10 protein-coding genes are annotated in these 11,786 nt (G+C 69.2%); 5 read left to right on the top strand and 5 right to left on the bottom strand.

What is annotated here, in order from left to right; translation table 11 throughout:
• Positions 1 to 118: 118 nt before the first annotated feature.
• The gene (locus tag IG75_RS39950) at positions 119 to 697 is read left to right on the top strand and encodes a DUF2510 domain-containing protein (protein WP_174561192.1); all 579 of its coding nucleotides are present in this window, start codon (positions 119 to 121) and stop codon (positions 695 to 697) included.
• Positions 698 to 802: 105 nt separating this feature from the next.
• Here IG75_RS39950 and IG75_RS0129165 read toward each other — a convergent pair whose 3' ends face one another.
• A complete protein-coding gene (locus IG75_RS0129165; RefSeq protein WP_030524558.1) occupies positions 803 to 2,368 on the bottom strand; it encodes a TerD family protein in 1,566 nt (521 codons plus the stop codon).
• A gap of 20 nt (positions 2,369 to 2,388) precedes the next feature.
• Positions 2,389 to 3,741, bottom strand: a complete 1,353-nt coding sequence (locus IG75_RS0129160; RefSeq protein WP_030524557.1) for a TerD family protein — start codon at positions 3,739 to 3,741, stop codon at positions 2,389 to 2,391.
• Positions 3,742 to 4,160: 419 nt separating this feature from the next.
• Between IG75_RS0129160 and IG75_RS0129150 the strand changes: the two genes are divergently transcribed.
• The 4 genes from IG75_RS0129150 (at position 4,161) to IG75_RS0129135 (ending at position 7,277) form a co-directional block, all read left to right on the top strand.
• Entirely contained in the window at positions 4,161 to 4,784 is a 624-nt protein-coding gene (locus IG75_RS0129150; RefSeq protein WP_030524556.1) for an AIM24 family protein, read from the top strand.
• Positions 4,785 to 4,787: 3 nt separating this feature from the next.
• Entirely contained in the window at positions 4,788 to 5,486 is a 699-nt protein-coding gene (locus IG75_RS0129145; protein WP_030524555.1) for an AIM24 family protein, read from the top strand.
• Complete coding sequence (locus IG75_RS0129140; RefSeq protein WP_030524554.1) at positions 5,483 to 6,247, top strand: AIM24 family protein; 765 nt, start codon at positions 5,483 to 5,485, stop codon at positions 6,245 to 6,247. The genes IG75_RS0129145 and IG75_RS0129140 overlap by 4 nt, the downstream gene beginning before the upstream one ends.
• A gap of 82 nt (positions 6,248 to 6,329) precedes the next feature.
• Positions 6,330 to 7,277, top strand: coding sequence for a DUF389 domain-containing protein (locus tag IG75_RS0129135; protein WP_245713236.1), 948 nt, complete (start codon positions 6,330 to 6,332; stop codon positions 7,275 to 7,277).
• Here the strand turns inward: IG75_RS0129135 and IG75_RS0129130 are convergent.
• From IG75_RS0129130 to IG75_RS0129120, 3 genes are read right to left on the bottom strand one after another with little or no spacing between them, the layout of a single operon-like run.
• Positions 7,274 to 8,122 carry an HAD family hydrolase gene (locus IG75_RS0129130; RefSeq protein ID WP_030524552.1) on the bottom strand — a complete coding sequence of 283 codons (849 nt, stop codon included), beginning with the start codon at positions 8,120 to 8,122 and terminating at the stop codon, positions 7,274 to 7,276. The genes IG75_RS0129135 and IG75_RS0129130 overlap by 4 nt on opposite strands.
• Positions 8,123 to 10,567 carry a phosphoribosyltransferase gene (locus IG75_RS0129125; protein ID WP_081877200.1) on the bottom strand — a complete coding sequence of 815 codons (2,445 nt, stop codon included), beginning with the start codon at positions 10,565 to 10,567 and terminating at the stop codon, positions 8,123 to 8,125. It lies immediately after the preceding gene.
• The gene (locus IG75_RS0129120; protein ID WP_030524550.1) at positions 10,564 to 11,775 is read right to left on the bottom strand and encodes an HpcH/HpaI aldolase/citrate lyase family protein; all 1,212 of its coding nucleotides are present in this window, start codon (positions 11,773 to 11,775) and stop codon (positions 10,564 to 10,566) included. The genes IG75_RS0129125 and IG75_RS0129120 overlap by 4 nt, the downstream gene beginning before the upstream one ends.
• Positions 11,776 to 11,786 lie beyond the last annotated feature (11 nt).

Here is an 11,786-nt window from a genome sequence, read left to right as displayed (position 1 = left end):
CGGGATCACCGGAGGCGCTTGCCCGCGCCCCGCAATCAGTCAGGGGATATCGGTGGATGATCGACAGCGGCACGAGAATATCGCTCGGCGCGGACGAGCGAACCGGAACATACTGATCGTGGCCGGGGTCGGCCTCGGCGCGTTCGTGCTACTCGGCATCATCGGCTACCTGATCGGTGGCGACGACACGGCAGCCGAGGACGCGGCACCCGTCCGGACCACCACCGAGGTCCGCACGCCCCCGGCGTCGCCGGCGGCGGGGCCCGCCGAGCAGAACAGCGAGGCGCCGGCGCCCCCGGAAACTTCCGCGGCCGCATCATCGGCACCCCCGACCACGACCGCATCGCCACCCCCCGCGGCGACGACGGCCTACTCCGACCCCCGGTGCGCCCCGGCGAGCGCCGAACTCGTCGCCCTGGTCGCCGCCGGACTCACAACCGACGGGCACGAACTCGCCAACGGCACGGTGATCGACGAGAACGGAACGACATATTTCGGTGCGACCACTCTCGATGCCTCGGGCGAGATGGACGCCCGTTCGGACGTGTGGATCGTGCGGGACGGCGCCGTGTACTCCTCGTCGGGTGGTGCCCGCAATCAAACGAGCTTCCCCCGAGCGAGTGACGAACTCGGGATCTCGCCGGGTGATCCGATCGTCATCGCAGTGGACAACTGCGTGATCGACCTGACCGACTGATCGGCCGCTGCGTCGCCTGCCACAGCGTGGTGGTACCGCTTTCCGGCACCACCGCCGCTGCGACACCACCGGCCGGGCCCGGCGCTCGAAGCGCCCGGCCCGGACTCAGCCCGCCCGCAGGATTCTCGCCCGCTGTTCGGGCTCGTGCGGTAGCAGGTCCAGGTCCAGCTGCCAGGCGTTACCGGTCCACGGATCGAAGAGCGGGGTGCCGGTGACGGTCGGCAGATGACGGCAGGCACGCGACAGCGTGGCCACCGCACTGTCCCCGGACTCGGACTCGTTTGCGCCGACGATGATGGTCGACAGTCCGATCAGATCCCCACGGGCCAGCAACGCCACCAGCCGCTGCGCGTCCGCGGCCTGGTATCCGTGCGGGAAATCCGCCGCGAGCAGGATGCGATGCTCGGCCGGCGGTGTCGCCTGCCCGGAGTTGTAGGCCATCTCCGCCAGTTCGGCGGCGTCCACGAGTTGCTGTAACCGCGGAGAGATATCGGAGTGATCGGTGATCGGCGGGCCCGCCAGTACCGGTGCCAGCATCCCGGTGAAACCGGTGAACGCGCCGGTGAGATCGATGATGTCGACCAGGGTCCGGCGTCCCGGCGCGGCCCGCATCAACCGGGCCAGCAGGGCGCCGATCACCGGTGCGACGGCCGCCGAGGATTCGGTGTCCACCCACAGCGGGCGATTCAGCGGGACCGGAACACAATAGGGGATCCGCAGCGCGCCCCGGTCGAGCGCGTAGAGCTCACCGAGCCGGATACCATCCGCCGGAGCGGCCGGGCGGTCCCAGGCGGGGGATTTCCACGAGGCCAGCGCCGCGGGCAGCACCGCGTCCGCCTCGTGTAGTTCGCGCAGCAACTGGGTGCTGTCCCGCCGGTGATTGTGTTCGGCGGTCGCCGTGAGCTCGTCGTGCCGGCGCTGCGCGGCCGCCCGCGCGGCGTCGGCGGCGGGGGTGTTGCGGGTGGCCGGATCGGAGACCGCGGCCGACAGTTCCTGGTCCAGGCGTTCGGCCGCGTAACCGCGCGCCGATTCCAGGGCGGCGGCCGAACGCGCGGCGTCCTCGAAAATCATCCACAGGCGTTCCAGCCCGTGTCCGACCTCCAAGGGCGGGATCTCGGCCTGCGTAGCCGGCACAGCGGTCGCTCCGGTGGGGGCGGCCACCGGCGCGTCGAGCACGGTGGGCGCGGCCGCCGCCGCGACCGGGGCGGCCGCGAAACCGTCGGCGCCGTGCGCCCGGAGCAGTTCACCGATACCACCCGCGTACCCCTGACCTACCGCGCGCAGCTTCCAGCCCGTACCGCGCCGGTACAGTTCGAAGCAGATCAGCGCGGTTTCCCCGGCCTGCGGAGCGATCACGAACTCGGCCACCGCGGCATCGTTCTCCGACAGCGACGCGGTCACCACGCCGAGTCCGCTCTGCGCGGCGGCCACCAGCAGTACCGCCTGGGCATCCGCGCGTACCTCGGCCGGTGTGACGACGACCGCCGCCTCCTCGACCCGGACCCCGGGGCCCGCCGGACGCTCGGCCACCAGCACGTCGGCCGCGGAACCGACCCGCAGGTCGGCGGCCACCACCAGCGCCGAAACCGTCAGCGGCACGGCCGCGTTCACCCGGAAGCGGGTCGACCCGCCGCTCAGCGGGGTGTTCTGCCCCGCCTGCAACTGCTTCATCGCCTGTCCCCCGACACCGTTCATACCGCCAGGAACCGGCCCAGCTGGGGAATCGCCTCACCGGGATGTTTGGCGTTGAAACCCTCACCGATGGCCTGCATCTTCCAGTCGTTGCCGGCCCGGAACAGCTTCGCCATCGCCATGGCGGTGGTCGGCGTGCCACCGGTGAGCGAGTAGCGGGCCAGCTCCGCGTTGTTGGCACCGTCGATCAACCGGCAGAAGGCGTTCTGCACCTGGCCGAACGTATGCCCCTTGTACGAGGTCACGACGAAGATCAGGTTGTTGACGTGGGCCGGAAGCCGGGTGAGGTCGACCAGGATCACCTCGTCGTCACCCGCGCCCTCGCCGGTGAGGTTGTCGCCCTGGTGCCGGACCGAACCGTCCTTGGAGGTCAGCTGTCCGTAGTAGGCGACATCCACCGGATTCATATCGGCGAACATCACCACCGAGGCGTCGAGGTCGATATCCACGGTCCGGCTGCCGAACAGGCCGCGCTGCTGCACCGGATCCCAGCCCAGGCCCATCTTGACGAAGGTGAGCGCCGCGCCGTCCTCTTTGCGGAGGCTGACCCGCTGCCCCTTCTGCAGGCTGACCGGACCGGTCTTGCTCAGACTTATCTCGCCGGGATGCTGCTGGGTGGGCGCCGCCGGAGCGGGCTGCTGCGGGTAACCGGGCCCGGGCGGCGGCGGATAACCGCCACCCTGCGGCGGATAGCCCCCGCCCTGGGGCGGGTAGGGCGGAGCCGGCGGTTGCTGCTGGGTGGGATAGGCCTGCTGGGTGGGCGGCGGCGGTACCGGCGCGGTCTGCTGCACGGGCGGCGGCGGAGGCGGCGCGGCAGCCGGGGCGGCGGCCTGCGTTTCGGCCGGGGAATCGTCCACCGTGACACCGTGATCGGTGACCAGCGCGGCGAAACCGCCCGCGTAGCCCTGCCCGACCGCCCGCACCTTCCACGCGCCCTGGCGCCGGTAGAGCTCCAGCGCGATCACGATGGATTCGGTGGCCAGTCCGTCGATCCGGTACTCGAACAGCTGCGCGCCGGACTGATCCGATACATAGGCGACCGGGGGCGCGAACTGCCCGAAGTTGGAATTCGGGTCGTCGAGGGTGATGACCGCACGGACCTGCGCGATATCGGCGGGGACCGCACCGAGGTTCACCGCCAGCGAAGCGGGCTGCCCGGCCGGGCCCGGCCGCAGGTTCACCCCGGGACCGCTGGGCTGGTTGTAGAAGACGAAATCCGCGTCGGACCGGACTTTGCCCTGCTCGGTGACCAATAGGGCGGACAGATCGGCCGGAGCCGCCAACTGGATGGAGACCACCACGTCGTTCGTGGCCAGTGGACCGTTCTGGCCCTTGGCGAGTGTTGCGGACAAGTCAGACCCTTCGCTTGTCGGTGCGTATGGATGCCACTGTACGAGATGCTCGTATTTATGGCGCCGCCTCCGGCGTCGCGGCGTCGGGGCCCGCCCCGACCACTGAGGTAGACCATCCGGAATAGACAGAAGGTGCATGCCGTCGTGCGCCTCGACCGGCCTGGGGAGGCTCACAACACTGAAAGTGCTCAATGGTCACCGGTCTCGGGACTGCCGACCGCACGCGCTCGGTCGCTTCGCTCTGCGCTCTGTCGCTCCAGAACCGGGGACGGGCCCCGACCACGGACGTCGACCATCCGGAGTAGACGAATGGTGTGGCCCGGCATGGACTGGACCGACCTGCGGCGATTAAGGTGACGGCGACGGATGAGCACCGGCGGTGGGCCGGGCTCCGGGGCGGCGAGAACAGGCGACTCTCCATGGCACAACTCTTCGAACAGTCGAAGAAGGTGATCGAGGTACACCTGGCGAACACCAGTATCCGCGCCATCTCCGGCTCGATGGTCGCCTACGAGGGCGCCGTGCAATTCAAATCGGCCGGGTTCGGTGGCGGGGACGGGGTGCTGGCCGGGATGAAGCGCCGCGCCACCGGCGAGAAGCTCTCGCTGATGGAATGCGGTGGCCAGGGCCGGGTCTTCCTGGCGGTCAACGGCCAGTACGTCTCGGTGGTGAACCTGAACAACGAGACCCTGCAGGTCGAATCGCAGCAATTGCTGGCCTTTGCCGGGAATCTGCGTACCGATGTGCGATTCGCCGGTGTGCGCGGGGCGTCCAGCGGCCAGGGGCTGTTCACCACCACGGTCAGCGGCCAGGGGCAGGTCGCCCTGCTGTCGGCGGGCGGCCCGCTCATCCACCTGGAGGTCTCACCGCAGTTCCCGCTGGTGGTGGACCCCGACGCGTTCGTCGCCGCCCGCGGCAACCTCAACCAGTCCTTCGTCACCGATGTCTCCTGGCGTGCGGCGATGGGACAGGGTGGCGGCGAGGCGTTCTCGCTGCGCTGGGACGGGCAGGGCGTGGTCTCGATCCAACCGGCGGAACGGTAGGTCATGTTCGAGAAGATCAATTCCAAGGTCGTCGCCGTCGATATCGCCACAGCGGGCGGCGTGGTCGCCCGCGCCGGCGGCATGCTCTTCTACACCGGCGACGTGTCCTTCGCACCGCACGAGATACCGGGGGGCGCCGGTATGGGCGGCGGCGGGCTGGTCCGGATGGCCGGGCAGATGATGGCCGGCGAGCATCAGCGCACCATGCTCGCGCAGGGCAACGGCAGCGTCCATTACGGTTTCGCCGGTCTGGAAGTGCAGGTGGTCCACATCCAGCCGGGTGCGGTACTGCAGGTGGAGGCGTCCCGGCTGCTCGCCTACACCGCCGGCCTGCAGACCTCGGTGGTATCGGTGGCGAGCTCCGGCGGCGGCGGCGGAGGCGGCGGGGGCCTGATGGGTGCCCTGCGCGGTGCCGCGTCGGGTGCGCTCACCGGCCAGGGCATGTTCACCACTCAGCTGTCCGGGCAGGGCAGCGCCGTCCTGCTGGCCCACGGTGGTTTCCTCGAACTACAGGTCGGCGGGCCGAATCCGGTGGTGGTCGACCCGCAGGCGTTCATCGCCTCCTACGGGAACGTGCACACCGATCTGAAGGCCGCGATGAGCTGGCGTGACGCGGTGGGACGCGGGGCCGGCGAGGCCATGCAACTGCAGTGCGCGGGCCAGGGTCTGGTGTACGTGCAGGCATCGGAGGAGAAATTGTGAGCGAGATCCTCAACCCGATGAAACTCGGGGAAAGCGATAACGTCCCCGGCAACAGCTACGCGTACTGCATCGATCTGAACAAGCCGTGGTTCATGCGCAAGGGCGCGATGATCGCCTACTACGGGCAGATGCGGTTCCAGGCGCTCACCCACGGCCTGCAGGGCCAACTCCTGCACATGGTGGCGAATCAGTTCTCGGCCCCGCTGTTCACCGGCGACTACGTGGTGGCCGAGGGGCAGGGCAAACTGCTGATCGGTGACCGCGGCTACGACATCAACTCCTACGATCTCGACGACGGCAACCTCACCATCCGCGCGGCGAACCTGCTGGCCTTCGAGCCCGGGCTGTCGCTGAATCAATCGATCGTGCCCGGTTTCCTGACACTGATCGGCACCGGGAAGTTCCTGGCCTCTTCGAACGGCCCGGTGATCTTCGCCGAACCGCCGCTGCGGGTGGATCCGGAATCACTGGTGGGCTGGGCGGATTGCCCGTCTCCCAGCCATCACTACGATCAACGGTGGGTATCGGGTTATCTGGCGGCCGGGGCGGCCGCGTTCGGTGTGACCTCCGGGGAGGAACGCCAGTTCGATTTCACCGGCGCGGGGACCGTTCTCATCCAGTCGAGCGAGAAGGTCCTCAGCGACGCCGCTCTCATCCGCACCATCGAGGGGCAGCTGCAGAGCGGGATCACCGTGCCGGGCCTGCAGCGGCTGCAAGGGGTTATCGCCCAGCAGCTCGCCGGCCAGCAGCAGGGGTACTGACCGGAGGCACGCGACCGGACCCGTCCGGCTGCGTACCGCTGCGCCGCCCGGGCAGACTTGGCGCATGCTGCATGTGCGGATAATGTCGCCGGCCGAACTGACCGACGATGTGGTGGCGATCCTCGAGGCCGACGACGCGGTGAGCGGACTGGCGGTCCTACGTGGGAGCTCGCTACGGCCGAAAGGCGATGTGGTGTTCGCGGATCTGGCCCGCGAAGCCGCCAACGATGTCCTCGAACGCCTGCGTGCGATCGGCCTGCACCATCGCGGCAGTATCGAATTGGAGCAGATATCCACCTGGATGTCCCTGTCCGGGTATCTCGCCGAGCTACGCACTCCGGGCTACAGCGCCGATTCGGTCGTCTGGGCCGATGTCACCCAGCGCTCCTACGAGGAGACCGAACTCAACTGGACCTACGTGAGTTTCATGACGCTGGCGACGGCACTCGCCAGTATCGCGATCGTGGTCGACTCACAGATCCTGGTGATCGGCGCGATGGTGCTCGGTCCGGAGTTCGGGGCCATCGCCGCGCTGGGCGTGGCGCTGGTCCGGCGCCGTGCCGCGCTGTTCGGTCGGGCTGTCGCCACGCTGGCAATGGGTTTCGGTGCCGCCATCGCGATCACGTTCGCGGTCGTCCTGGTCGGCCGGTTGTTCGGCTGGATAACCGTCGACGTGGTCACCGGGGATCGGCCGGAGACCTCGTTCATCTACACACCGGACAAATGGTCGTTCATCGTCGCGTTGATCGCGGCAGCGGCCGGGGTGCTGTCGCTGACCTCCGCCAAATCGGGTGCGCTGGTGGGAGTGTTCATCTCGGTGACCACTGTTCCGGCCGCGGGCAATATCGCGCTCGGCCTGGCCTTCGGCGCGGGTTCGGCCATCTGGGGTAGCACGTTGCAGCTGGTGGTGAACCTGGCCGGGATGGCGATAGCGGGCTGGGCGACACTGGCGCTGCAGGATGCCGTGTGGTCGCGGGTCTCGTTGCGGCGTTCCCGCGCCGAGTCACGGGCCCGGCGGCGCATGCTCTAACCCGCCGTCCCGGCGGCCACCGGGCCCGGGAGCGCGGCGGCGAACCAGCCGAGAATTTCTTCCCCCGCCTCGATTCCGGTGGCGGCGGTGACGGTCAGGCCCGGCCGGGTCCAGCCGAGTTCTTCGAGCTCACCGTGCCGGGGCCGGATGGCGTGAACGGCCGCGGCGAGCATTTCGGCGTCCAGCGCGCCGTCGCCGGCGGCCAGCGTCGGCGCCGCCGCGTCCAATGCACCGGACTCGACGAGCCGGGCCCGGACCTCGGCCACCGCCCGGCTCTTGCACACCGCCGTCGGCATCGTGTAGATCTTGCGACCCTGCCGCGATGCGGTCCAGCCACGCTCCCGGCACCAGGCGTCCCAGTCGGTCAGGAAATCCGGGGGAGTCGCGGCGAGGTCCACCACCAGATAGCAGAACAGGCCGTCGGCCTCGCGGAACTTGAGCACCCACGAGTCGTCGATCCGGGCCCGCAGCGCGGTCTCGACCTCGGCGAGACCGGTCCCGCCGGCCCGGACCGCCGCCTCGATCCCCCGGCGCCACCGCGCATCCGGTACCCCGTCGACCAGGATGTTTCCACCATTGCTCGTGACGGCGTAGGACCACGGCGCCCCGGGAAGCCGGATCCGGCCGAACTGCTCGATGGTCCGGGTGGTGGTGGGGAGGACCACCGCCGCACCAGCGAGTTCACGCAGCCGGTCCGCGGCGGCCGCGGTCATATACGACAGCGGAGAACCGTCGAGGTGCTCCACACATACTGTCGCCGCGGCGGCGGTGCCGGCGGCCGCGGCGGAGTAGATCATCGTGCGATCCAGATCCGTGGCGACCAGCAGGGGTTTCGGAGACGACATCTACCGCTGCACATCCTTGATCAGGCCCATACACGAATACGCCAGGTCCGCCACGACCTCCACCGGCACGGCCCGGGCCTGCGCCAGCAGCCGGATATGGGCGTGCTCGGGCGCGTCCGGTTCCCGGACCAGCACTCGCCATGGAACCCGGCGCAACAGGACGCGGGTGGTCTCCCCGACGCCCGGTTTCACGAAGTTCACGCTGTCGATCCCGTATTCGGCGCGCACCCGCTCCACCGACGCCCAGCCCGCCCAGGTGGGTGCGCGGTCCCCGGAACGCACCGCCGCGACCTGCGCGCTCACCTGCGGCCGGACCGTTTCGAACGCCCCGGTGACGGTATCGATCAGTCGTGCGGAGACATCCTCGGCGGCCAGCTCGGCGTAGAACTTGGCGCCGTGGAAATCCCCCGGGCCGATGAGTTCCCGGTTGAGCACCGTCCGCGACACCAGTCCGGATACCGTGGAGTTGAGGCAGGCCGAGGCGATCAGGAAATCGTCGCGGGTGCCGTACGTGCGCACGCAGTGTCCGGGGTCGGCGAGTACGGCGAGGTCGTCGTCGAAGCGGGCACCGCCCGCCGCGTGATACTCGTCGAGGGCCGCGGTCAGTTCCCGGGTGATCGCGCCCTTACCGGTCCAGCCGTCCACGAACACCACGGACGCGGAATCGTGATGATGAGCCAGATAGTCCAGGGCCACGGTGTCGATCCCGCGATCGCGCACGATCGACACCGCGTAGTGCGGGATATCCAGTGCGGGGCGCTGCCCGTGCCCGGTGGCCAGCCAGCGGCGGATCAGGATGCCGACGGGGGTACCCGCCCGGGCCAGCGACGCCAGCACGATATCGGTGCCGCGTTCGGCGGCCACCAGTTCGGCCACTGTGCCCACTGCCAAGGCCAGCCGCTCGGCACTGTCGGCCAGTACCCGGTCGAACAGTTCCCGGTAGGCGGCGTCGGGCTGGTATTCGATGGGCAGCGATTCGGCGTAATGCGCGATTCCGGACTGGATCCGCTGCTCACGGAGGGCGGTATCGGCCTCCAGAGCGGCGCCGGACAGATCCTTCAGCAGCCACGCCACATCGGCCCGGTCGTAGGAACCGAATCCGGGGCCGAACAGCGGTGTGGGCCCGGCGAAACCGCCCGAGCGCGCGGTGGCCAGCGTGCGCGGATCGGCCTCCCGGATGATCGCCACCACCACATCGGAACCGGCGGCGGTGAGGACATCGACCAGCCCGCCCGGGGCATAGAGCCGCTCACCGTCGGCGGGTGAATCGGCCACGAACACCAGCACCGGGTCCGCGGCCGGCTCATCGGGCCAGTATGCGTTGTAGAGGTAGCGCGGTTTGTCCTCGCCTGCTTCGGGAGCCGGGAACCGGAAACCGCGGCGCAGCGGATAACCGGGCTCGTCCAGGACGTACGCCGGGGAACGCGTGGTGGTCTGGTACCGCACCGGCACCCCGGACTCGGCGATTCCCACGGCCAGGCACAGCGGCAGGTACATCAGCTCTTCGTGGGCGAGCACGATCACCGGGCGACCGGGGTACTCGGTGACCAGCTGGTCCCGCAGCATTTTCCCGGCGACGGCGGTGGCCTGCTCGAACCCGGCCCGGTCGGCGCGCAGGAACCCGTGCCGGCCACCCTCGGGCACATCCCGCGGCCAGGGCAGTTCCAGCCGGGCCGGCACACCGCGACGATCCGCCACCGGATTCGGTTCGGCCGCAGGGAGTTCCGAGACGGTGGTCACCAGACCGTCGGGTAGCACCGTGGCGCCCGACGCCAGGCACACCGTATCGATCCGCGCGCCCAGCGCCGCGGCCGCCGCGGCGAACCGGTCACGGTCGGCGTCGGTGCGCATATCGACCAGCGTGGCCAGCACATAGTGGGTCCGTGGCGCGAATTCGTGCAGTGCCTCGATGGCATCCAGCGCGGTCGCACCGGTGGAGATCTCGTCGTCCACCAGCACCAGCGGCAATCCCGCGGTGAACACGTCACCGGGCATCGGCTGCAGCAGATGCGAGGTGGCGTGCGAATGTCCTTCCTCGAACCCGGTGAGCGTCACCGCGCCCGGCACCACCCGGCGGGTCGAATGCAGGTAGCACGCCGCGTCGATCCGCGTGGCCACACAGTGCCCGAGCCCGGTCGCGGTCTCGGCGAACCCGAGTACCACGGCATCCTGGTCGCCGAGTACCGCGCGCACCAGATCACCGAGGCGGTCACCCGCGTCCCGGACCCGGACCGGATCGGTCGGCAGGTGTTTGCCCAGCACCGTGGAGACCAGCAGATGCGCGCGCCGCGGATTCTTGCGCAACCCAGGCTGCACCAGATCGGCGATCTCCGGTTCGGCCGCGAGAGTGTCGGGGGTGTTTCCGTGCCGGAACGCTTCCCGGTGCCGCAGTTCGATACCGAGAGCGCGGGTCGCCCAATACGATTCGCCGGATCCGCCGCTCATACCGTGACCAGCGCCGATAGCAGATCCACGAAGGACACCCCTTTCTTGGCCACCCCGAAGACCCGGGCCCGGGTCAGGGTGTTGCGCGCCCAATTGCGATGTGGCCGCATCTCGTTCATCTTGTTGTGGTACCCGGACGCGGCGACCCCACCGACCTCGACCTGCAGAATGTCGAGGGCATCGGAGTATTCCTCGTGCGTGACCACCGACAGCGCGTGCACGGCCGCCACATGCGAGGGATGGATGACGGTTTTGCCCTGGATACCGTTGGCACGGTCCAGCGTGATCTCGCGCAGCAGACCGTCCAGATCCCGGCTCACCAGATAGCTGCGGAACGGCACCGCGTCGGATTCCTCGAACGGCGCGGTACGCAGCAGCGGCCGGAACATCCGTTCGTGGTCGGCGAAGTACTCCCAGACCGGCCCGGTGATCACGAAACCCGTACCGTCGGCCCGGCCCAGGTAGTTCACGATATCGGCGATCACATCCGCGATGACCCGCACATCGTAGATGGTCAGGTCACGGTCGCGGCGGATACCGAAGGTCGCGCACATATCGGTGGCGCCGATCCGCACGGCCAGAATCCGTTCCCGGACCTCGGCCAGGCAGGCCGCGATCTGGGTGAGTTCGGAATCCCTGGTCTGCCGGTGTACCAGCGCCGCGGATTCGAGTACCGGCATCCCGTAGAGCGGCCGTTCCGTACGAGCGGCGGCGGCGGTCAGCGCGGCGAGGTACTTCGGTGCCGAGGAGCTGTCGAACTTGGGGAACACGAAACCCGTCAGCACCTGTACGCCCGCGCCCAGCCGGTCGAGCAGTTCGGGCACGGTATCGGCGTCCCGGACACGGACGAACAGCATCGGGTTGGGATCCGGGCGAGCGGCGAGTTCGTCGAGGGTGCGCACGGTCTGCTGTTTCGCGAACTCGACCTCGTGGTCGGCAACCGCGTCCTCGAGGTCGATCACCATCGAGCACACTCCGCGATCGGCCCGGCGCACGATCGTCGCCGTCAGATCCGCCCGGGTGGCCGGTACGTACAGGGTGGCGCCCAGCGCCATCGCCAGTATCTCCCGCTCGGCACAGTCGTCGAACGGCTCCGGTTGGCGGTGGAACAGCGCTCTGGCGTCCGGTCCCTGCAAATACCTGAAGTGTCGGCGCGGTACCTGCTTGTACAGGGAAATTTCCTGCCGGACGGCCGTGCCTGCGGTCATCGAGCCCCCGT

The sequence above is a fragment of the Nocardia rhamnosiphila NBRC 108938 genome (assembly GCF_000720425.1).
Lineage (GTDB): Bacteria > Actinomycetota > Actinomycetes > Mycobacteriales > Mycobacteriaceae > Nocardia > Nocardia rhamnosiphila.
Note: the sequence above shows the minus strand (reverse complement) of the source record. Positions and strands in the feature narration are given on the sequence as shown.

Coding starts and splice junctions, on each gene's coding strand:
- IG75_RS0129165 (WP_030524558.1), bottom strand. CDS start 2,368: ATGAAGCAGTTGCAGGCGGGGCAGAACACCCCGCTGAGCGGCGGGTCG.
- IG75_RS0129150 (WP_030524556.1), top strand. CDS start 4,161: ATGGCACAACTCTTCGAACAGTCGAAGAAGGTGATCGAGGTACACCTG.
- IG75_RS0129145 (WP_030524555.1), top strand. CDS start 4,788: ATGTTCGAGAAGATCAATTCCAAGGTCGTCGCCGTCGATATCGCCACA.
- IG75_RS0129135 (WP_245713236.1), top strand. CDS start 6,330: ATGTCGCCGGCCGAACTGACCGACGATGTGGTGGCGATCCTCGAGGCC.
- IG75_RS0129130 (WP_030524552.1), bottom strand. CDS start 8,122: ATGTCGTCTCCGAAACCCCTGCTGGTCGCCACGGATCTGGATCGCACG.
- IG75_RS0129125 (WP_081877200.1), bottom strand. CDS start 10,567: ATGAGCGGCGGATCCGGCGAATCGTATTGGGCGACCCGCGCTCTCGGT.
- IG75_RS0129120 (WP_030524550.1), bottom strand. CDS start 11,775: ATGACCGCAGGCACGGCCGTCCGGCAGGAAATTTCCCTGTACAAGCAG.